The sequence below is a fragment of the Roseofilum halophilum BLCC-M91 genome, assembly GCF_030068445.1.
GTDB lineage: Bacteria > Cyanobacteriota > Cyanobacteriia > Cyanobacteriales > Desertifilaceae > Roseofilum > Roseofilum halophilum.
The window spans coordinates 78,404-99,691 of sequence record NZ_JAQPOK010000036.1; the positions used below are offsets into that span (position 1 = coordinate 78,404).

The following is a 21,288-nucleotide window of genomic DNA, read 5'->3' on the forward strand; positions in this document are numbered from 1 at the left end:
TCTGGAGGCTAAAAAGGATGAAAATAGAACAGAGACGCGATCGCCCGACTCTGCAAGATCTCCCACTCATTCCAGCCGATCGCCAAGCTGCCATAGATGAGCTAATTGAGGCAATTAGCATCATTGGCTCCTTCCTGGATCTCCACATTGCTCGCAACACAGAGGAAGATGTCACTGATATATCCGATCGCGTCCAGGATATTGTCTTCATTCGTCGGACTCTGGAAAAACCAGTCACCCTCAAAACTTTAAGTCAAACCTTTGGTCTATCCCCATTTGAAATCAGCATTTTACTCTGTTGCGTAGGACAAGCCATTAATCCAGAATTTCCCGATCTATTGGCGATCGCCCATAATAAACCTGACTGCAATTATCCCACCTTTCAACTCTGCCTAGACTGTTTTCCCCAACCCCATTGGGATGCCTTCACCGAAACCCGTCCCTTGCGAAAATGGCAACTGATACATGCTGCTGCTAGTCCAGAAATTACCCGCGCTTGTTTGCAAATTGATGAAGCCATTTTGCACTATTTAATGGGAGAAGTTTACCACGATCCGGTCATTGGAACAGTCCTTACCCCTGTGCAAACCTTTACCCCACCCGTTTTGCAACCCTCCTATCAGATGATTATTGATCAAGTTGTGTCTGTCTTTCAGGGAGCTTCCAGGACTCAACCTATGATTCAACTGTGCGGCCCACTGAGGGAATCTCAGGCAGAAATTGCTACTCAAATTAGTCAGTTTTTACGCTTACCCCTCTATCGTCTGCCCAGTGATGCCATCCCCAAAGATCGACCCGATCTGCAACGGTTGGTGATGCGTTGGCAGCGTTGGTATGCCTTGGCTCCAAGCTTGTTATTGGTCGAAGTGAATCAATCGGAAACCGCAGAAAACCAAGCCTCTTTACTCTCTCCCTTTTTACACTCTCTTCACGTCCCGGTCATAGTTGCTACCGATGAACGGTTGCCCCTCTCCCCTGGGCTTTCCTTTGATGTAGAAGCGCTGCAATATGGGGAACAATTGCAACTGTGGCAAAAAGCATGGCAGGATTACCCGGAAGATGTGGATCGATATCTGTCATCCTTAGCGGCTCAATTTCACTTATCCGCAGCCACCATTGAGACTGCGAGTGCAGCCGTGCGATCGCAACTTGATTTAACCCCTAAAGTAATTGGGGAGAGACTTTGGCAGTTTTGCCGCTTGCAAGCCAGACCGGAATTAGAAAGGTTAGCGCAACGCATTGAAGTGAAAACCACCTGGGATAATTTTGTCCTTCCAGAGCGAGAAAAAGGGATTTTACAGCAAATTCTCATTCATGTCCGCCAACAGGCAACCGTCTATCAAAATTGGGGGTTTGCGGCGAAAAATCAGCGCGGGTTGGGGTTAACTGCTTTATTTGCGGGAACCAGTGGCACGGGGAAAACCACGGCGGCGGAAGTGTTAGCCCATGAGCTAAAATTAGATTTATTTCGCATCGATTTAAGTGCAGTCATGAGCAAGTATATCGGCGAAACGGAGAAGAATTTACGCCGTATTTTTGATGCTGCGGAAAAAGGGGGCGGAATTTTATTGTTTGATGAAGCGGATGCTCTGTTTGGTTCGCGCACAGAAGTGAAAGATAGCCACGATCGCCACGCTAATATTGAAGTGAGTTATTTGTTACAGAGAATGGAAGCCTATCAAGGATTAGCGATTTTAACCACCAACTTCAGGGATAATTTAGATCGGGCCTTTTTGCGTCGTCTGCGGTTTATCGTCAATTTCCCCTATCCCAGAGCGCCAGAACGCAGTCAAATTTGGCAGCGTATTTTTCCGAAACAAACTCCGACAGAGGGGTTGGACTTTAAGCGGTTGGGGCAACTCGATGTTACCGGGGGTAATATTAAATCTATTGCCCTGAATGCAGCATTTTTGGCCGCTGATGCCCAGGAACCGGTGAAAATGAAGCATATTCTGGAAGCGACGAAAATGGAGTATATGAAATCGGGGCGATCGCTCACGCGCACAGAAACCCAAGGCTGGGATCTCTCTTAGTTACAGGGCTTTGGGCTATGTATATCACTGTGGTGCGATCGCTCCGATATAATCAAACCAGAACGGTTTAATCCAGTAGATTTCTATGTTTAAGGACATTACAGTTAGTAACTTTCGATGCTTTAAGGATCTCACCATTCCTAACCTAGAGCGAGTGAATTTAATTGGGGGGGTTAATAATGTGGGCAAAACCACCCTGCTAGAAGCGATCGCCCTATCAACGAGCTTAAATTCCCTAGAAACCCCCCTAAGATTGAATTTTGACCGGGGGATTGTCCGTCACCCCAACTTTAATATAGAAGAGATTTGTGAGTGGTTATTTTATGACAAGAGATCGGATCGTAGCATTAAAATTAAGATAGCCGATCATCAAAATGTAGAGTTTCAAGTTAAGCTGTATTTAGAAAAGGCATCAGCACCCAGGATACTCCCTTTCAGCTTAAGATCCAACACTCGCAAGTTTTTCAAAGACTTAAAGCTAGAGTTCCAGAAAAACGAGCAGCACCTAAGTTTCACGATTTTTCTCACAGTAGATAGAGAGGATATTGACGAAATAAAACTCGGAATTGAACAGGAGAGTATACCCGAAGAAACCCAAATTAATTTTTTTGATTTTAGTTATTTTATCAGCAGCCACTCCAATCGATCTCCCAGTGAGGATGCACGAAAATTTAGTGATTTAGAAGCCATCAATAGGCAGCATGAAATCGTCGATATTTTGAAAATTTTAGAACCAAGGTTAGAGCGTTTAGCTGTCCTAGTCCATGGAGAAACACCCATGATCTATGGAGATTTGGGCATGGAGTCTTTAATTCCTATTCCCGTCATGGGTGAGGGGATGGGACGACTACTTTCAATTATTCTGTCGATCATGAGTGTTAGTGATGGTATCTTATTGATTGATGAAATTGATAATGGTCTTCATTATTCCGTCTTAGAAAAAGTTTGGCGATCGATTTCTTTAGCCACTAAAAAGTATAATACCCAAATTTTTGCCACTACTCATAGTCGTGAATGTATTCTCGCTGCCCACCAAGCTTTTTCTCATTCTGAATCCTATGATTTTCGTTATATCAGGTTAGAGCGGGAAAAAAATTCTCCGTTGATTAAATCTTTAGTTTATGACCAAGAAAATCTAGACACTTCTGTAGATCTAAATCTGGAGATGCGCTAATGAGTCAGGCAAACTCAACCGTAACCTTTCACAAGCCAAGAGTTATCCTTGGTGAAGGAATGGATGAAAAGTTGTTTTTCTCTGGGTTGATTAAGTTTTTAGAGATTCAGGATATTCAGATCGAGGTTTATGGAGGCAAAGATAATTTAAAGCGGTTCTTAAAAACGGCTCCTTTAATGCCTGGATTTTCTGGTGTTGTGGCTTTAGGGATAACAGGGGATGCGGATGATTCATTTACCTCCAAATCTCAAAGTATCAAAGGAAAAATCGCTGAATTTCGAGGTTATGTGAATGTCAGCAGTGATTTAAGAATTAACTTTTGCAGAATTGATTGAATTTGTGCAAAATCTTTGAAATAGCTCTAAAGCTCTGTAATCTATTTCACTCAATCATCCCCGATCGCTTTCCATGTTGGCTAAAATTTTCCGAATCATTGATCCATCTTGGGCTTGGGGCAAATAGCGCAAGTAGTCCTCTAAATCTTGGGTGGCTAAACTCCAGTTGCCGAGTTCATAGGAGATCAAACCGCGATCGCGCAATTCCATCGGCGCTTGGGGAAACAAGAGTAAAATGCGCTCAATGGCGGCTAAGGCTTGCTCAATTTGATGATTGTAGAGATAAATCATTTTCAGGTTTGTCAGCATTCGCGCTAAAAATTGGCGAGGACTAACCGGAGCTAGAAATTCCGGCTGCAAATCAACCGGTTGCCCGTAAATCTGCGATAACCGTTTAGCACAGTCTTCCGGAAATAGCACTTCTCCTTGATGAAAGGCATCGACGAAAATCCCCGCATCTTCAAAATCAGGACGAATCAAAAAATGACCGGGCATTCCGATCCCCACCATGGGAAACTCCAGCCGTTGGGCAAGTTCTAAATAGACGAGGGCAAGGGTGATGGGGATGCCGGTGCGTCGGTTGAGGACTTCGTTTAAGAAGCTATTGCGCGGATCGTAATAGTCTTCTGTATTGCCCCGAAAGCCGAGCTGCTCGTAGAGATAGGTATTGATGGTTTGGATGACGCGCAGGGGATAGCGCTCCTTCGGTAGCTGGGTTTGGATCTCCTCTGTTATGCGATCGAGTTGTTGCAAGTATTCAACCGGATCGAGTTCAGGATAGGCTTCAGCCGCAATGTAAAGCGCTGCTTTCGCTAGGGAGAGGGAGGCTTCGGGTTGCTGTATTTCTTGATAAAACTGTTGTCTGGCTCTGGGAAAGTCCATAATCAAAAATTTATTTTTTCTATGTCCTTCTAGTTTGGCATACTTGCATCCGTCTGTTGCCTGAAAGACTTGTCAAGTCTAGCTTTTTTCTAATCCCGACTAAAAAAGTCGGGATTGTTTGACGACCCTTGACCCCCGTGATACGATGCAAATCGAGGATCAGAAATCGCACGTTAAACAAAGAGGAAGACAAAAGTTATGACCCTGGCCACCGAAACCCTAAACCGAAGTTCCCAGGCTGCTTGTGAAAAGTTAGTCTGTAAAGAGTGCGGCACAACCTACGAACTCGAAGCCAAGCATGTGTGTGATGAGTGCTTTGGCCCCTTAGAAGTCAGTTATAACTATGACCGTTTGCGCCAGCAAGTAAGCCGTGAAACCATTGAAGCCGGCCCCAACTCCATTTGGCGTTATCGTCAGTTTCTTCCTCTACTGAGCGATAACGTGATCGATGTGGGTACGGGGATGACTCCTCTCCTGAAAGCGAATCGGTTGGCGCGGCAGTTGGGTCTAAAAAATCTTTATATTAAAAATGATGCGGTAAATATGCCCACCCTGAGCTTTAAAGACCGGGTGGTATCTGTTGCCCTATCGAGAGCCAGAGAATTAGGATTTTCTACAGTATCTTGTGCGAGTACCGGTAACTTAGCCAATTCTACTGCGGCGATCGCCGCCCATGCCGGTTTAGACTGTTGCGTATTCATCCCCGCAGACCTCGAAGCCGGTAAAGTATTGGGAACCCTAATCTACAATCCCACCCTCATGGCCGTCAAAGGCAACTACGATCAAGTCAATCGCCTCTGTAGCGAAGTTGCCAACACCTACGGCTGGGGATTCGTCAACATTAACCTGCGTCCCTACTACTCCGAAGGCTCCAAAACCCTAGGCTATGAAGTCGCCGAACAACTCGGTTGGCAACTGCCCGATCACGTAGTTGCTCCTCTAGCCTCCGGTTCACTCTATACCAAAATTTACAAAGGATTCCAAGAATTCATCAAAGTCGGCTTAGTCGAAGATAAAGCCGTGCGCTTCAGTGGCGCTCAAGCCGAAGGTTGCTCCCCCATCGCCTCCGCCTTCCGGGAAGGACGAGACTTTATCGCCCCCGTCAAACCCAACACCATCGCCAAATCCATCGCCATTGGTAACCCCGCCGATGGAGTCTATGCCCTCGATTTAGCCCGCAAAACCAACGGTAACATCGAATCCGTCACCGATGCTGAAGTGATTGAAGGCATTAAACTGCTGGCAGAAACCGAAGGCATCTTCACCGAAACCGCAGGGGGAACCACGATCGCCGTCCTCAAAAAACTGGTGGAAGCCGGTAAAATTGACCCAGATGAAACCACCGTCACCTACATCACCGGCAACGGCTTGAAAACTCAAGAAGCCGTCCAAGAATATGTGGGTGAACCCCTCACCATTGACGCAAACCTAGATAGCTTTGAGCGAGCAATGGAGCGGGCACGCACCCTCGATCGCCTAGAATGGCAACAAGTCTTGGTCTAAGATTTTAGCCCAATTATTCCAGAAACCCGGAATGGGGAACCCTTTCCCCATCTTCCCCCATCTAAAAGAGAGAAACACTGCAATCATGGTTAAAGTTTTAATTCCTACCCCCCTACAAAAATACACCGGCGATCGGGCAACAGTAGAAGTAGAAGCCGCCACTGTTGCCGAACTGATTGACGCTTTAGAAACAAGCTGCCCAGGGATTAAAAACCGCATCTGCGATGACTCTGGCAAAGTTCGCCGCTTCTTGAATATTTATGTGAAAGAAGAAGATATCCGCTTCTTAAACAATACCGAAACCCCACTCAGCGATGGGGATGAAGTGAGTATTGTCCCCGCAGTCGCTGGCGGTTAGTCTTCTTCTTATCATCATTTGCATGAACTCAACTCCATTTTGCCACAGCCTTAAAAGCTGTGGTTTTTTATCGCTTATCCCCAGCGCAAAGCGCTATAAGATCTATGCCTCTCAATCCGTCCTTAATTTGGTCTTTGCTACAAGTAAAACGCTCGGAATTTAAGGGATTAGAGTACCAAGTTTCCGAGAAACTTCGCCCCTATCGTCAAGCACTGTTACATCGTTATCGGGACGTAGCAGAGCGATTAAAAACCATTGAATTAAGGGATGAAAACGACTCGATTTATGCAGAACCGCTTGAAAGCAGCGATCGCGGTTGGATCGTAAAATCCAATCTGGTTTGGCAAAATCGAGAACAGAGTTTACAATGGGTGCGCGATCGCCTCACCGGAATTCCCACCTTTGCCGTTGATGGCTCCCAAATCTATCCCACCAAAGACTTTTCCCTTCCCATTGCCCTGATTCAAATTGGCTGGTTTGAAAACTTCCATCGCCCAGATGGGGACTATGAAAAAGACATCGCCGTAGATTTAATTACCCCCAATCAATTCGCCGCTTTAGGAAAAGGAGAATCCCTCGATCGCCTCGTCAACCGTCGCCGCTTAGAACTCGAAGTGCGCCGCATCATCGATTACATGCAAACCCACAGCCATCAATCCTCCCGCCTCGTGTTTTATGATGGTTCCCTGATTGCCAGTTTTGCCGAAACCTTCGATCGCCCAACCTATCAGTCTTATCTCAACACCTTGCGTCAACTGTTGAGCGCCAGTCAACAGCATCAAATTCCCCTCGTTGCCTATATTGACACCAGTGCATCCGAAGATCTAACGCAAATGCTGCAACGGGTATTAGGATTACCCCCCATTTCCGGAGTCAGCGATCCGCAACTGCTCAACCCCCTCATGGAATGGGGCGATCGCACCCTTCTGTGCCGCTCTCATCGTCCCGGTATCCTCAGCGACTACCAGGAACAAGCCAATCAAGTCACCTTTACTTACCTCAAAACCCATGCCGGATACCCCGTGCGCCTAGAATTGCCCCTTTGGATCTTTGAAGCCGGGTTACTCGAGCAAGTCATTGACTGGATACGCGCAGAAACCATTATCGGACACGGCTATCCCTATGCGATCGAAACCGCCGATCAAGTCACCGTCCTTCGCAGCGAAGACCGTAAACTATTTTACCGCCTTCTCCAAGATTGGGCAGAGCAAGAAGAAATCCCCTTTCGACTCTCCCGGAAAATGGTCAGCAAAGCCCATCGACGTTAATCATTAACTTATATCAGTAAATTAAAACAACCCGGTCTCAAACCCAGAATGGGTGAAGTACAGACTTGAGAGCATAAATTGGCTGCTTGGCAAGATTCAGCTAAAATAAGCTAGTGTTTAGGGTGAGGACATGAACCCATGGCAGTCATCAACGGTATGCCCGGCAATAACTTCATTGTCGGAACCCCAGCAAGCGACCAAATCTTTCTACTCGCTGGCAATGATACGGTATTTTCCCAACAAGGCGGCGACCTGATTTTCGGGAATTTCGGTAATGACCTGTTATCCGGAAATGAAAACAATGACAGTATTTTCGGAGAACAGGGAAACGATATCCTGATTGGCAACCAGGATGAGGATTTGATGAATGGGAATCAGGGGAACGATACCCTCTATGGCGGTCAAGGCAACGACATCCTCTATGGCGGTCAAGATAGTGACCTCGTATTCGGCGACAGAGGCAATGATGTCCTCCATGGCGATTTAGGCGCGGATGGGCTAATTGGTGGTGACGGTCAAGATATTTTTGTCATGGGTCGGCGCAACGTCTTTGGACAACCTCCCACCACAGGCGGCCCCTTAATCTCCGATGCCGATATTGCCGATGATTTTGTAGATGGCCAAGATTTACTCGGTTTAGAACCCGGTTTAGCCTTTGAACACCTATCCATTACCGCCGGAACCGGGCCATATACCGGCACAACCGTGATTCAAGACCTGGTAACCAGTAACTACTTAATGATCTTACCAGGGGTGAATCCCAATCAGATTACCGAAGCTGACTTTACCACCAACTTAAATCCCATCCCTGTACCGACTCCGCCACCAACCCCAACCCCAACCCCAACTCCAACCCCTATCCCCCCTCCCCAACCTTCAACGGTTTCCGTCGAAGCGACCACCAATATTGCCGTAGAAGGAGACCCAGCCACCAATGGAATTTTTACCCTCACCCGTACAGGAGGGTCTACAGAAGCAGCACTGACGGTTAACTATACGGTTCAGGGAACGGCAGAAAATGGGACGCGCTACCAACTACTCAACAACAGTGTAACCATTCCCGCCGGAGCAGCGACAGTGGAATTACCGGTTGTGCCGATTAATAACGATATTCCGGATGGGGTTCAAGATGTGAGCATTACCCTCTCCAATAGTGGGTTTTATATTGTGGGTACTCCCAATACCGCCCAGGTGAAGATTCTGGAAGATGATTGGGTGTATGTAGATGATAATTGGGCAACTCTGGCCGATGGTACAGCCGTTGACCCCGATGGAGATGGGCCGCTGACCGAGGGAGATGGAATTATTGGCATTAATGCCTTTGCTCAGATTCAGGGCGGAATTAATCGCGTCTCTGTTACACCGACAGGGAGCTTGGTGCAAGTGCTACCGGGTATGTATATTCCCGGCCAGGTGATTAATATTAACAAACCGGTACAACTGTTGGGGCCGAATGCCAATCAGGGTTTGGGGGCTGCTCGTAACCCAGAAGCCACCATTGGCGGTGCAGGAGGGTTTGTGGAATTTGACCGCGCGGGTTCTCCTGCTGGGCCGATTATTATTAATGGATTCGAGTTTACCAGTGATGGAGTTGCTGAAACTCCGGTGATGAATTTGAGAGACCCCGGTAGTGAGGTGATTATCCGCAGTAATACGTTTACGAATCTGATCGAAGATGGTATTTTCCGCACCTTGAATTCGCCGAATCCCCAAGGGTTTGGTACATTGACGGTTCAAGATAATCAGTTTGATGGTATTACGGGCAATGGAAAGCGGGCCATGTTTATCTATGAAGTGGATACGGTGAATATTGTCAATAATGCGGTGAATAATATTGGTAATCCTGGGGAAGATGCTCCAGGAATCTTGTTAGATACGATTGGTTCGGCCAATATCAGTGGAAATCGTCTGAATACGGTGCGCCAGCAGGGAATTCAAGTGGCTGGTGTCAGAGCGGGTGGGGGTACGGTGACGATTGAGAATAACCAGTTGGAAAATATTAATACGAATAATGGGGCAACTGATGGGGCGATTCGTCTGCGAGAGTCTCCGTTTGGGGCAACGCTGAGTAATGCCGGTAGTATTGTGGTTCAAAATAACCAGGTGACGGGTAGTAATAATGGTTTGGCGATTCGTCCAGGTGCGAATTTGGGAACGGGAGGCTTTTTGACGGTGACGAATAATGGGTTTGCGGTGAATGGGGGTACGTTCTCGATTCTCCATAATGGTACGGGGACATTGAATGCTGGGGGTAATTTCAGTGACACGATTGGCGGGACGGCTCTGACAGCAGCAAATGTGGGTGGAACAAGCGCGGGTAGTGTGGTGCTTTAGGGTTGCCCTCTCCCTATATCCCTCTCCCACTCTGAGAGGGACACGGTTTAATCGGACTTGATATGCAGGTGAAATCTGAACATCTAGAGATGATTCGCGCTCATGCCCAGGAGTGCTATCCCCAGGAGTGCTGCGGGGTGCTGTTGGGTAGGGTTGAGGGGGATGAGGTGTTTTTGGTGGAGGTGGTGCGGACGGAGAATGGTTGGAATGAGGAGATGGTAGAGCGGTTGGAGGAGATGGGGATGGGGGGGAAGACGAAGATGGAGCGGTACGCGATCGCCCCCCAAACTCTATTAAAGTTACAAAAAGAGGCCCGTTCTCGTAATCTCCAGATGGTGGGATTCTATCATTCCCATCCCGATCATCCGGCTATCCCGTCTGAGTGCGATCGCCTGCTCGCTTGGCCAGATTACAACTATATTATCGTCTCCGCGATCCAAGGACGCGCCACCGTTATCAACAACTGGGTTTTAGACACAGATCGGCAATTTCAACCTGGACAACTCGAAAACATTCTTAACACAGACCCTCACGGGTGAAAGACAGCGCTACAATAAAAGACTCCATAAGGGAAATTCTTGCAACTTGTCCCCTAAACTTCTATGCTCAATCCTAATCTGGACGATATTCAACTCATCCCAGAAGAGTACGAACGCTACTCTCGCCATCTAATTTTGCCAGAAATTGGACTGGAAGGGCAAAAACGCCTCAAAGCGGCCAGTGTTCTCTGTATCGGTACAGGGGGACTCGGTTCACCCCTACTGCTCTACCTCGCAGCCGCCGGGGTCGGACGCATTGGTATCGTTGACTTTGATATCGTCGATCATTCCAACCTTCAACGTCAAGTTATTCACGGCACATCCTGGGTGGGGAAACCCAAAATTGAATCCGCCAAAAATCGGATTCATGAAATCAACCCCTATTGCCAAGTCGATCTCTACGAAACGCGCCTGAGTTCGGAAAATGCTCTAGGGATCGTGGAACCCTATGACCTGGTAGTGGATGGAACTGACAACTTCCCTACCCGCTATCTGGTCAATGATGCCTGTGTATTACTCAATAAACCCAACGTTTACGGGTCGATTTTCCGCTTTGAAGGACAAGCCACTGTTTTCAACTACGAAGGGGGGCCCAACTATCGCGATCTTTATCCCGAACCCCCACCGCCGGGAATGGTTCCTTCCTGTGCAGAAGGGGGCGTTTTAGGTATTTTACCGGGAATTATTGGGGTCATTCAAGCCACGGAAGCGGTGAAAATTATCCTCGGCTCCCAAACCACATTAAGCGGTCGTTTGCTGCTCTATAATGCCCTGGATATGAAATTCCGGGAACTGAAATTAAGACCGAATCCAGAGCGCCCAGTCATTGAAAAACTGATCGATTATGAGCAATTTTGTGGCATTCCTCAAGCTAGGGAACTCGAAGCCCAACAGCAATCAGCAATTCCAGAAATGACGGTTACCGAATTGAAAGCCCTGCTCGATAGTGGTGCTGAGGATGTGCTGTTAATTGATGTCAGAAATCCCCATGAATACGACATTGCCCAAATCCGGGGTGCAGTGTTGATTCCCTTACCGGATATTGAACAAGGGAAAGGGGTTGAGAAAGTGAAGGAATTGTACAATGGCCATAAATTATTGGCCCTGTGTAAGGTGGGAGTGCGATCGGCTAAAGCCTTAAGTATTCTCAAGGAATCGGGAATTGAAGGGATTAATATCAAAGGTGGCATTACGGCCTGGAGTGAAGAAGTCGATCCGAGTGTACCGAAATATTAATCTCCCTCTGGATTAATTTCCCGATCGCCAAAAGAAAGACGGTTGAGTAACTCAACCGTCTCAAAATTAATTGTGCAGCAAAGTGCTGTAACTTTTATCCAAGCTTCATGTAGCTTAATCTGTTGCCTTGGTTAACACGGGAGTCTGTTGATCCTGGGAAGTAATACTCACTTGTCCGGACTCATCCACATCAACAGTAGCGGTAGACCCTTGACCCACTCGACCAGAGAGCAGTTCCTCGGCTAAGGTGTCTTCCAATAGGCGCATAATGGCTCGACGCAGGGGACGCGCACCGTAGGCGGGATTATACCCTTCTTCAATTAACCGGTCTTTGAATTTATCGGTCACTTGCAGGGTAATCTCTTTCTCCGTTAAGCGCTTGAAGACATCCTTGAGCAAGATTTCGGCAATTTCTTTGACTTCTTCCTTGTTCAACTGACGGAAGACGATGATTTCATCTAACCGGTTGAGGAACTCTGGGCGGAAGTAGGCTTTGAGTTCTTCGTTGACTAAGGAACGGATGCGGTTATATTGGGCATCTTCGGCGTTGTCGTCGAACTCGAACCCAAGTCCACCGCCACCTTTTTCGATCACTTTAGACCCGATATTACTGGTCATGATCAAGAGGGTGTTTTTGAAGTCTACCGTGCGTCCTTTGGCATCGGTTAAGCGACCATCTTCCAGGATTTGCAGAAGCATGTTGAAGATGTCGGGGTGGGCTTTTTCGATCTCATCGAAGAGAACGACGGTATAGGGACGACGGCGGACGGCTTCCGTGAGTTGCCCCCCTTCGTTGTATCCTACATATCCGGGAGGAGACCCGATCAGTTTGCTGACGGTGTGCCGTTCCATGTATTCGGACATATCCAGGCGGATCATGGCTTCTTCGGAACCGAAGAAGTAGGAAGCCAGAGCTTTGGTTAACTCGGTTTTTCCCACCCCGGTGGGCCCGGAGAAGATGAAGCTGGCGATGGGTCGGTTGGGGTTTTTCAGACCAACACGGGCCCGTCGGATGGCGCGGGAGACAGCTTTGACAGCATCTTCTTGACCGATAATCCGAGTATGGAGGGTGTCTTCCATGTGTAGGAGTTTTTCGGATTCGGTTTCGGTGAGTTTGTTGACGGGAACTCCTGTCCAGGAGGCGACGATATGGGCGATATCTTCCTCGGTTACAACGGGATCGTCGTTGACGGAGCCTTCGTCTTTGCCTTTGTTGGCAATGGTGCGAATTTGGGATTTGAGTTCCATTTCCCGATCGCGCAATTCTCCAGCTCGGTCAAAGTCTTGGGAGCGTACCGCATCGTCTTTTTGCTTGAGAACGCCGCGCAATTCGCGATCGAGTTCTTTGGCTGCGGGGGGCAGTTGGGAGTTGATTAAGCGTACCCGCGAACCCGCTTCGTCAATCAAGTCAATGGCTTTATCGGGCAGGTAGCGGTCTGAAATATAGCGATCGCTTAATTTAGCGGCTGCATTCAAAGATTCATCAGAAATTTTCAACTTGTGATGTTGTTCGTACCGCTCGCGCAATCCATGTAAGATCTCGATCGTTTCTTCCACGGAAGGCTCACCTACCATCACGGGTTGAAAACGGCGCTCTAGGGCAGCATCCCGCTCAATATGTTTGCGATATTCATCTAAGGTGGTGGCTCCAATACACTGAAGCTCACCACGAGCGAGGGCAGGTTTGAGGATATTGGCAGCATCGATCGCCCCTTCAGCCGCTCCTGCACCGATCAGAGTATGAACCTCATCAATCACCAGGATCACATTCGCTGCTGAACGAATTTCATCCATGATTTTCTTCAGCCGCTCTTCAAACTCTCCTCGGTACTTAGTTCCGGCAACCAGAAGACCAATATCGAGGGTAACAACGCGCTTCTCTTCCAGGATATCCGGCACATCCCCATGGGAAATGCGTTGAGCCAACCCTTCGGCGATCGCCGTTTTACCCACACCCGGTTCACCGATCAGTACCGGGTTATTTTTTGTCCGCCGACCCAAAATTTGGATCACCCGTTCAATTTCCATTTGCCGACCGACCACGGGATCGAGTTTTCCTTCACCGGCCAACTGGGTTAAATTCGACCCAAATTCATCTAAAGTCGGGGTCTTATTCGACGAGCGTCCACCGACGGCCGAAACCTCAGCCGTTTCACCGAGCATCCGGATCACCTGAGTGCGAACCTTAGACAGATCCACGCCCAAATTCTCTAACACGCGGGCGGCAACTCCTTCTCCTTCGCGGATCAAACCCAAAAGGAGATGCTCCGTACCAATATAGTTGTGTCCCAATTGGCGAGCCTCTTCTAGGGATAACTCTAGAACCCGTTTGGCTCTCGGTGTAAACGGAATCTCTACGGCGACAAATCCCGAACCCCGACCGATGATCTTTTCGACCTCAATCCGAGCATCTTTAAGATTAACCCCCATTGATTTCAGAACTTTCGCGGCTACTCCCGTCCCCTCCCCAATCAGACCGAGAAGGATCTGTTCTGTACCCACGAAGTTGTGACCCAGGCGGCGGGCTTCCTCCTGAGCTAACATGATCACCTTAATGGCTTTTTCTGTGAAGCGTTCAAACATGGCGTTTTCCCATCACCTGCTGCTTTCTGGTAAGCTGATTCTAGCATAGGAAAATCGTTAGGTTATTGTGCGGTCGGTAACAGAATTTAGGCCGGTTTTCCGCCCTTCTCTGGAAAATGGGGGAGTGGGGGAATGGGGGAATGGGGAGATTACTGATTACCTAATGAGTAATCAGTAAGGCATTTTTCTCTATTTTGAGAGTCAATCCTCAATCACTGGGGTTAACTGTATTCGGGTCGATCCCCATGGCTTGCAAGCGATCCTGTAGTTCGCGTAACCTAGCCTCAGCAGCATTAGCGCGATCGCGTTCCTGTTCGGCTCGTTCCCGCTCCTGTTCAGCTCGTTCCCGCTCCTGTTCGGCTCGTTCCCGCTCTTGTTTAGCTAACTCTTGAGAGAGCAGAATCAAGTTACCCTGGGCATCAAAAAATCGTAACCAAGGCGCATTTTCCTTCGTCAAGGTTCCATCCCAAACGCCTAACCATAACTCCAAACTCTGACACCATAACCATCCCCGTTCATCGGGCACAATTTCCTGATAGCGGCCATTACTGTCTAAATGCCATCCTTGCAAAGACTGGCGATCGAAGGGATTATAAACAAAATAATCTCGTGTTCTAAAGGTTTGCTCATAGATGTCTTTTTTCGGGCCGATATCCTCATGAGCGGTTGAGGGAGACATCAGTTCAACAATGACATCTGGATAACGTCCTTCCTCTTCCCAAACCACCCAACCTTGTCGCTCTTTGATGCCATCTACATTCAAGGCTACAAAAAAATCTGGCCCTCTAAAATCCTGATTTCGGGCTTGCCGACTACTGTAGTAGACAAACATATTCCCACTCGTATAATAGTCATCGCGTCCTTCATAAGCTTGGTGGATGGCTTCAATCAGGACATTCATGGCGATGCGATGGCGATTGCTTTCCAATGTCTCTCCGTCATCAAAAATTAAGTCAGTCGGGGGTAAGGGAGGAGTCCATTCCTGCTCAGTTTGTGTTTCCAAAGTTGGGGTCAGTTCAACAGACATGGCTAACCTCTGCGATCGGGGACGATTGCATTCCATTATACTCGTATCCTTTGGACACGCTTCAATCCATGGATGCGGACAAAACTTTCGGAAAATTCGGAAAATACAGTATTGTTCTCTTAGCCCATTACCGCGTGAAGCGCTATATAGCTAGTCTAAATGAGTTGTGCAACGGGAAATGCCCTCTCCCTCAATCCCTCTCCCACTCCGAGAGGGACTTTTTCCCCCTTCTCCCATGGGAGAAGGGGGTAGGGGGATGAGGGGAAGCCATTACACAACTCATTTAGGTTTGCTATATAGGGTATCCCGTTGTTGTGGATCGCGTCCTAGGGAGCGAATTGCGCCTTGGAGGGTTTCTACTTCCATGCAAGTGCCGCCTTGGGCCCCGGCCATGGTAGTAATGTGTTCTTCCATGAGGGTTCCACCGATGTCATTGCATCCCCAATTGAGGGCTTGGGTTGCTCCGGCTAATCCTAATTTTACCCAACTGGGTTGATGATTAATAATCCAATTGCCCAGAAAAATACGGGCGACGGCAGTGAGTAATAAGGCATCGGATAATATGGGTTGATCGCGTCCGACTCGATGACGAATAACGGGGGGTGCGTCCTGGCCGACGAAGGGAAGTAAGATAAATTCGGTAATGGCTGATGGATAGGATTCTAAGGAGGTTTGCTGTAAGGTTCGTAGGTGATTTAAGTGGCTGATTTGCTGTTGAGGGGTTTCAATATGCCCGGATAAGAGGGTGCTGGTGGTGGGCATTCCTAGACGGTGGGCGGTACTGATAATTTCTAGCCAGGTTTGGGTGTTAATTTTTTCGGGACAAATGATGGCTCTGATGCGATCGTCGAGAACTTCGGCGGCGGTTCCTGGCATCGATCCAACACCGGCTTCTTGTAAGCTAGAGATGACGGTTTCATAACTGATTCGATCTTGTCTGGCAATAAATTGGATTTCTTGGGGCGAGAAGGCATGGAGATGGATCTGAGGATAATTGCTTTTGATTTCTTGTACGAGTTTGATGTAGTAGTTTAAGGTTTTGCCGTCTATTTTGGCTTCTGGATTTAATCCCCCTTGCATACAGATTTCGGTGGCTCCTTGCTGGAGGGCTTCACGGGTTTTTTGAAGAATGGTTTGAGTGTCTAACCAGTAAGATTGGGGCGTATTGGCATCTCGACGAAAGGCACAAAAACTGCAATGTTGTTCGCAGATATTGGTAAAGTTAATGTTACGATTAATGACATAGGTTACGGTGTCTCCGACTTGTTGTTGTCGCAGGCGATCGCTGGTTTCTCGAATGGCTGCAATTGCTCCTCGATCGGTTTGTTGCAACAATAACACGGCTTCATCGGTGGAGAGGTCTTGACCGGATGAAGCCCGGTCTAACATCCTGTCTATTGGCTCGATCTGTATATACATAATATTGGCTCCAGAATCAGTTTTTTCTATGTTTTCTCTTGGCTAGAGGCAACCGAGATATCGATCGCACCTTGAGCTTCTAGAAAAGTGGCGACCCGCAAAATGAGGGCTTCATTATAGGGAGCGGCCATAATCTGCACCCCGATGGGCAGTTGATGGGGACGATGAACCGGAACGGAGACTACGGGTAATCCAATGAAGGAGAGGGGTTGAGTATAGCGACCCAAGTTGGGGCGCAGCAAGACTTCTTCTCCTTGGATATTCAGGGTGGTTTGACCTATGGGGGTCGCCACACAGGGAGTTGTGGGAGCGAGAATTACGTCTACTTGCCGAAACACTTCCCGAATCCGATCGCGATACCAACGGCGAAACCGTTGGGCATTTAAGTACCATTGTGCTGGAATCATGGCTCCAGCGAAAAAGCGATCGCGGGTGGCTGGATCGAAGTCTTGGGGGGAGCGTTTCAAATCTGATAAATGCAGATTTGCTCCTTCACTGGCTGTAATCAGATAAGCAGCTTCCCTGGCTCGCGCGGCTTCGGGTAAGCTCACTCTCTGGGTTGCGCCTAGGGCTTGAGCCACCTTTTCCACCGCCTCGAATACCTCTGGCTCTCCCCCTTGAGTAAAATAATCATCGGCGATCGCAATTCGTAAGGATTGGGTCTGTTGATGCAGTTGGGGTAAACAGGGTTCGGGTGGCACGGTACAACAGACCGGATCGAGGGGGTCTTCTCCTTGCAAAATATCAAATAATGTGGCCAAATCGCGCACGGAGCGACAAAAAGGGCCAATATGGTCGAGACTACTCGAAAACAACTTTACTCCGGCACGGGAGAGACGACCATAGGTTGGTTTCAAGCCATAAACACCACACAAGGCGGCTGGCACGCGGATGGAACCATTGGTATCTGAGCCTAAACTAAATGGCACTAACCCCCCAGCTACTGCGGCGGCTGACCCTCCGGAGGAGCCTCCGGCAATTCGGGTGAGGTCATGGGGGTTATGGGTGGGGCCATAATGGGCGTTTTCTGTGACAAACCCATAGGCATATTCATCCATATTCAGGGCCCCCACCAGAATTGCTCCCGCTCTTTTCAAACGGGCGATCGCCGTGGCATCCTGCCTCGCTGGTGGATGGGAGCGGTGGATCTTAGAACCGGCTACCGTGGTCACGCCAGCAATATCAAACAAATTCTTTACCGCAAAGGGAACCCCAGCCAGTGTTCCCGGTCGTTCTCCCCGCTCCATCCCTCGATCTAATGCTTTGGCTCTCTCTAAGGCTTCCTCGGCCAAGAGGGTGGTAAAACAATTCAGGGCCCGATTATGGCGATCGATACGGTTTAAGGTGGCCTCCATAATCTCTTGGGCACGGTATTGTTGGTTGCGTACCCCACGAGCGATCGCAACGGCATCGAGATAATCAAGATCGAAGGTCATGGTTTAAAGATGGGAGCAACTTCAAGATCTTCAGGTAACGGAAATTGGTCTAGGGATTGGGCGATCGCCATCAACTGGGTCATATTGTCGATCACGCCTGGCTGATTGGCCCATTCGGGCGGTAAATCGAGGAGCGATGCCATTTGTACTACAAAGGTTTCTGGATCGGGGTCTTGAGTATTCATGAGATCGTTTAACCAAAGCCTCCCATACTTGTAGCAATCTATCACATCGATTGAACTCAATCGTTGACAGGTGACGGTCGATCGTCGATAGTTAACAGATAATTTTCCTCATTCTTCCCTATCTTTCCACCCTTTCCCCTTTTGCCTTTTGCTTCTTGTATGGTTTGGCGACAATGGTTTGATCTTACTGCATCGATATTGGGCTTGATATCTGGGGGGTTATTATTGATAAGTATAAATGATGGGGCGATCGGGTCACCGATTCCTGGTGCGATCGCCCTAGAACCCGATTCACCTTTAGAGCAACCTCCTGAACCGGAAAGACTTCCCCTACCCCAAACAGAGTCAGGTGAGTTGCCAACCCAAATTACGGTTAAGCGCTTTGAGGTCATTGGGTCTACGGTGTTCAGTGCCACCGAATTAGCAGCCCTAACTGCTCCTTTTATCAATCGTCCTCTTTCCCTAGGGGAATTATTTCAAGTTAGCGCAGAGATTACCCAAGCTTATCAGGATCGCGGTTATATCAATTCTGGGGCGTTTATTCCTCCCCAAGAACTTGTGGGGGATGTGGCGATCGTTGAAGTCGTGGAAGGGGAAATTGAATCTATTGAGGTGACGGGAAATCGACTGTTACGCTCTGCCTATATTCGCGATCGCCTGGCGATCGCTGCCCAAAAGCCGTTTAATGTGAATCGTTTATTACAGGGTTTGCAACTGCTGCAACGGAATCCCTTAATTGATAGCCTATCGAGTGAGTTGTCTAGTAGTGCCCAACCGGGGTTAAGTCGGTTGAGGGTTGAAATTACGGAGTCGGATTCCTTGCAAGGTCGTATAATTGCGGATAATAGCCGATCGCCGAGTGTGGGCAGTTTCCGTCGAGGTCTGGGATTTACAGAGGGAAATCTGTTGGGATGGGGCGATCGCTTCAGTTTTGATTATTACCAGAGTGACGGCAGTCACAGTGTTGAGGTGAGCTATTCCTTTCCCGTTAATCCCCGCAATGGAACCCTGGAATTTGCCTATGGCAGGACGAGCAGCGAGATTATCGAAGATCCCTTGAATGCCCTTGATTTAGAAACTACGTCTCGATATTATGAGGTAGGTTTCCGGCAACCGATTTTACAAACGCCTAGAGAAGAATTGGCGATCGGAGTGACCCTAGAGCGCCAAGAAAGCGAGACTTTTTTCGGCGATCGCGCATTTCCCTTTTTTGTTGGTTCAGGCGATCGAGAACATACACGAGTCACAACTTTACGTCTCTTTCAAGAATGGATTAAACGCCATCCAAAAGAAGTCTTATTTTTACGTTCTCAATTTAGTTTTGGATTAGATCTATTGGGTGTCACTCAAAACCCCGATCCAATTCCCGATAACCATTTTTTTGCCTGGCGCTTACAAGGTCAATGGTCTAAGCTCTGGGGAGAAGAAAATCTGCTGTTATGGCGCACTGATTTACAACTGGCAACCAATCCCTTACTGCCCCTAGAAGCCTTTCGCCTAGGGGGATTCGACAGTGTGCGGGGCTATCGTCAAGATGGAGTATTAACCGATAGTGGTTGGTTTTCTTCTCTAGAATTGCGCTTTCCTCTCGTTGACATTCCCCAAAGCGATGCCCAACTTCAATTCACTCCTTTTTGGGATTATGGTATCGGTTGGAATTTCTCTGGTCAGGATAGTCAAGTGTTATCATCCCTGGGAATTGGATTACGCTGGGAACAAGAGGATTTTACGGCCGGACTTCAATGGGCAATGGCGTTAACGGAGCGCCCAATCGATCGAGGGACTTGGCAGGATAATGGCTTTTCTTTCTTTATTTTCTATCAACCATTTTGAGCATTTTAGGTTAGATTAAACCGGTGGAGAGTTCAAGGGTATAAGAAATGACCGACGAATGCCGGTCATTGCCAAACTATCTGACCCAAAACAAAAATATTGGTGTCTAACAATAAAACTACTTAAATAACTCTACTAATTCACATTACAAGTCTCAAATTTCTGGTTGTGCCAGACGGGTATGACTTTTCCCCATTCCCAATCGCTATCAGCACCAGAGTCTTGCAGGATTAGCTTTTCAGTCCACTTAGGAGTCTCGGATTTATATTCTCCATCCCAGGTTTCAGAGGTGGAATGAGGGGAGGTACGGGTTTTAAAGATATTGTTCATGATTGGCTGCTTCAGTAACTCAAGTAGATGCCAGCCTTTTCGGGGTTGATGATTGAATTGATCGTTTTCATCTTCCAGAAAAAGCATGAGCTGAGGATTTCGCTTATTAGCATAAGATCTTTGTTTCCTGGCTGACAAGGGTAAATGGGCAATCTTGGCCGAATCTTTGTAATTTCATTGATTTTACGGATCAGTTTCATCGCGGCTGCGAAATTTACATAATTCTTGATTAAGCTTTAATAATTGTGAGGGCATATGCTCTGAATTTTTCGGGAAGGACGAGATCTGGGACTTCAGTATTTTTCATGATATACAATTAAGTATTTTCTTTGATGCTATTAAGGCACGAGTATGGTTTTAACAACAGGCAGAGAGGAACTGCCCGACCCAAGATCAATAGCAGGACTAAAAAACTTGTATAGATTAAGACAATTTAGATTCGAGTTGCTTGTGTATAACCACTTGGAGCTTTGATTAGAGTTTTGAGGACAAAATTATACGAGAATCCAAGTTAATTAAAAGCACAGGATATGCTCTCTTAAATGAAGCTGCGTTACAAAGTGTGCGATCTTACAGCGTTTTTTGATGTTATGAGGTACAGTAATCGAAATGTTCCTTGAGAGTGTTGTCCCATGAAAAGCCTGAAGAATGGGCATGCATAGCGTAAAAAATGGTTTTCCCATTACCCATTACCCATTACCCATTACCGCGCGAAGCGCTGTATGCTTTTGAGCCAACGGAAATTTATCAGTTATATTTAATTGAAGTCATTTTTGAACCCCTAGACTCCTGTAGTGCATCAACATAACTAAA

At 47.7% G+C, this 21,288-nt stretch carries 18 protein-coding genes; 11 read left to right on the forward strand and 7 right to left on the reverse strand.

What is annotated here, in order from left to right; translation table 11 throughout:
• Nucleotides 1–17 precede the first annotated feature (17 nt).
• From PJF56_RS04700 to PJF56_RS04710, 3 genes are all read left to right on the forward strand, one after another.
• Entirely contained in the window at nt 18–2,033 is a 2,016-nt protein-coding gene (locus PJF56_RS04700) for an ATP-binding protein (RefSeq protein WP_283761488.1), read from the forward strand.
• Nucleotides 2,034–2,118: 85 nt separating this feature from the next.
• Nucleotides 2,119–3,207, forward strand: a complete 1,089-nt coding sequence (locus PJF56_RS04705; RefSeq protein ID WP_283761489.1) for an AAA family ATPase — start codon at nt 2,119–2,121, stop codon at nt 3,205–3,207.
• Nucleotides 3,207–3,542, forward strand: coding sequence for a DUF3226 domain-containing protein (locus PJF56_RS04710; protein ID WP_283761490.1), 336 nt, complete (start codon nt 3,207–3,209; stop codon nt 3,540–3,542). Before PJF56_RS04705 ends, PJF56_RS04710 begins: the two co-directional genes overlap by 1 nt.
• Before the next feature lie 54 nt (nt 3,543–3,596).
• Here the strand turns inward: PJF56_RS04710 and PJF56_RS04715 are convergent, their stop codons facing one another.
• Entirely contained in the window at nt 3,597–4,424 is an 828-nt protein-coding gene (locus PJF56_RS04715) for a SirB1 family protein (protein WP_283761491.1), read from the reverse strand.
• 198 nt (nt 4,425–4,622) lie between these two features.
• Between PJF56_RS04715 and thrC the strand changes: the two genes are divergently transcribed.
• From thrC to moeB, 6 genes are all read left to right on the forward strand, one after another.
• On the forward strand, nt 4,623–5,927 hold the full coding sequence (thrC, locus tag PJF56_RS04720) for a threonine synthase (RefSeq protein WP_283761492.1): 1,305 nt from the start codon (nt 4,623–4,625) through the stop codon (nt 5,925–5,927).
• Between the two features lie 31 nt (nt 5,928–5,958).
• Nucleotides 5,959–6,285: a MoaD/ThiS family protein gene (locus PJF56_RS04725; protein WP_347179439.1), complete on the forward strand. Its 327-nt coding sequence runs from the start codon at nt 5,959–5,961 to the stop codon at nt 6,283–6,285.
• Between the two features lie 104 nt (nt 6,286–6,389).
• On the forward strand, nt 6,390–7,553 hold the full coding sequence (locus PJF56_RS04730) for a DNA double-strand break repair nuclease NurA (protein ID WP_283761494.1): 1,164 nt from the start codon (nt 6,390–6,392) through the stop codon (nt 7,551–7,553).
• Nucleotides 7,554–7,691: 138 nt separating this feature from the next.
• Nucleotides 7,692–9,887, forward strand: coding sequence for a calcium-binding protein (locus PJF56_RS04735; protein WP_283761495.1), 2,196 nt, complete (start codon nt 7,692–7,694; stop codon nt 9,885–9,887).
• 62 nt (nt 9,888–9,949) lie between these two features.
• Entirely contained in the window at nt 9,950–10,426 is a 477-nt protein-coding gene (locus PJF56_RS04740; protein ID WP_347179440.1) for a M67 family metallopeptidase, read from the forward strand.
• 63 nt (nt 10,427–10,489) lie between these two features.
• A complete protein-coding gene (moeB, locus tag PJF56_RS04745) occupies nt 10,490–11,662 on the forward strand; it encodes a molybdopterin-synthase adenylyltransferase MoeB (protein WP_283761497.1) in 1,173 nt (390 codons plus the stop codon).
• A 114-nt stretch (nt 11,663–11,776) separates the two neighbouring features.
• Here moeB and PJF56_RS04750 read toward each other — a convergent pair whose 3' ends face one another.
• From PJF56_RS04750 to PJF56_RS04770, 5 genes are all read right to left on the reverse strand, one after another.
• A complete protein-coding gene (locus tag PJF56_RS04750; protein ID WP_283761498.1) occupies nt 11,777–14,245 on the reverse strand; it encodes an ATP-dependent Clp protease ATP-binding subunit in 2,469 nt (822 codons plus the stop codon).
• A gap of 208 nt (nt 14,246–14,453) precedes the next feature.
• On the reverse strand, nt 14,454–15,272 hold the full coding sequence (locus PJF56_RS04755; RefSeq protein ID WP_283761499.1) for a Uma2 family endonuclease: 819 nt from the start codon (nt 15,270–15,272) through the stop codon (nt 14,454–14,456).
• Between the two features lie 279 nt (nt 15,273–15,551).
• A complete protein-coding gene (cofH, locus tag PJF56_RS04760; protein WP_283761500.1) occupies nt 15,552–16,691 on the reverse strand; it encodes a 7,8-didemethyl-8-hydroxy-5-deazariboflavin synthase subunit CofH in 1,140 nt (379 codons plus the stop codon).
• Nucleotides 16,692–16,717: 26 nt separating this feature from the next.
• A complete protein-coding gene (locus PJF56_RS04765; protein WP_283761501.1) occupies nt 16,718–18,127 on the reverse strand; it encodes an AtzE family amidohydrolase in 1,410 nt (469 codons plus the stop codon).
• Entirely contained in the window at nt 18,124–18,312 is a 189-nt protein-coding gene (locus PJF56_RS04770; protein WP_283761502.1) for a DUF4089 domain-containing protein, read from the reverse strand. Before PJF56_RS04770 ends, PJF56_RS04765 begins: the two co-directional genes overlap by 4 nt.
• Nucleotides 18,313–18,537: 225 nt before the next feature.
• Here PJF56_RS04770 and PJF56_RS04775 point away from each other — a divergent pair, with 225 nt between their 5' ends.
• Nucleotides 18,538–20,145, forward strand: coding sequence for a ShlB/FhaC/HecB family hemolysin secretion/activation protein (locus PJF56_RS04775; RefSeq protein WP_283761503.1), 1,608 nt, complete (start codon nt 18,538–18,540; stop codon nt 20,143–20,145).
• 135 nt (nt 20,146–20,280) lie between these two features.
• On the opposite strand, the gene PJF56_RS04780 is transcribed toward PJF56_RS04775, so the two are convergent.
• Nucleotides 20,281–20,475 (reverse strand): hypothetical protein, encoded by a 195-nt coding sequence (locus tag PJF56_RS04780; RefSeq protein ID WP_283761504.1) that lies wholly within the window; start codon nt 20,473–20,475, stop codon nt 20,281–20,283.
• 670 nt (nt 20,476–21,145) lie between these two features.
• On the opposite strand from PJF56_RS04780, the gene PJF56_RS04785 reads away from it, so the two are divergent.
• Nucleotides 21,146–21,283 (forward strand): hypothetical protein, encoded by a 138-nt coding sequence (locus PJF56_RS04785; protein WP_283761505.1) that lies wholly within the window; start codon nt 21,146–21,148, stop codon nt 21,281–21,283.
• The last annotated feature ends 5 nt before the right edge of the window (nt 21,284–21,288 follow it).

Excerpts from the sequence above, each read along its gene's own strand:
- PJF56_RS04700 (WP_283761488.1), top strand. The coding sequence starts at position 18 with ATGAAAATAGAACAGAGACGCGATCGCCCGACTCTGCAAGATCTCCCA.
- PJF56_RS04705 (WP_283761489.1), top strand. The coding sequence starts at position 2,119 with ATGTTTAAGGACATTACAGTTAGTAACTTTCGATGCTTTAAGGATCTC.
- PJF56_RS04710 (WP_283761490.1), top strand. The coding sequence starts at position 3,207 with ATGAGTCAGGCAAACTCAACCGTAACCTTTCACAAGCCAAGAGTTATC.
- PJF56_RS04715 (WP_283761491.1), bottom strand. The coding sequence starts at position 4,424 with ATGGACTTTCCCAGAGCCAGACAACAGTTTTATCAAGAAATACAGCAA.
- thrC (WP_283761492.1), top strand. The coding sequence starts at position 4,623 with ATGACCCTGGCCACCGAAACCCTAAACCGAAGTTCCCAGGCTGCTTGT.
- PJF56_RS04725 (WP_347179439.1), top strand. The coding sequence starts at position 5,959 with ATGGGGAACCCTTTCCCCATCTTCCCCCATCTAAAAGAGAGAAACACT.
- PJF56_RS04730 (WP_283761494.1), top strand. The coding sequence starts at position 6,390 with ATGCCTCTCAATCCGTCCTTAATTTGGTCTTTGCTACAAGTAAAACGC.
- PJF56_RS04735 (WP_283761495.1), top strand. The coding sequence starts at position 7,692 with ATGGCAGTCATCAACGGTATGCCCGGCAATAACTTCATTGTCGGAACC.
- PJF56_RS04740 (WP_347179440.1), top strand. The coding sequence starts at position 9,950 with ATGCAGGTGAAATCTGAACATCTAGAGATGATTCGCGCTCATGCCCAG.
- moeB (WP_283761497.1), top strand. The coding sequence starts at position 10,490 with ATGCTCAATCCTAATCTGGACGATATTCAACTCATCCCAGAAGAGTAC.
- PJF56_RS04750 (WP_283761498.1), bottom strand. The coding sequence starts at position 14,245 with ATGTTTGAACGCTTCACAGAAAAAGCCATTAAGGTGATCATGTTAGCT.
- PJF56_RS04755 (WP_283761499.1), bottom strand. The coding sequence starts at position 15,272 with ATGTCTGTTGAACTGACCCCAACTTTGGAAACACAAACTGAGCAGGAA.
- cofH (WP_283761500.1), bottom strand. The coding sequence starts at position 16,691 with ATGTATATACAGATCGAGCCAATAGACAGGATGTTAGACCGGGCTTCA.
- PJF56_RS04765 (WP_283761501.1), bottom strand. The coding sequence starts at position 18,127 with ATGACCTTCGATCTTGATTATCTCGATGCCGTTGCGATCGCTCGTGGG.
- PJF56_RS04770 (WP_283761502.1), bottom strand. The coding sequence starts at position 18,312 with ATGAATACTCAAGACCCCGATCCAGAAACCTTTGTAGTACAAATGGCA.
- PJF56_RS04780 (WP_283761504.1), bottom strand. The coding sequence starts at position 20,475 with ATGAACAATATCTTTAAAACCCGTACCTCCCCTCATTCCACCTCTGAA.
- PJF56_RS04785 (WP_283761505.1), top strand. The coding sequence starts at position 21,146 with ATGGTTTTCCCATTACCCATTACCCATTACCCATTACCGCGCGAAGCG.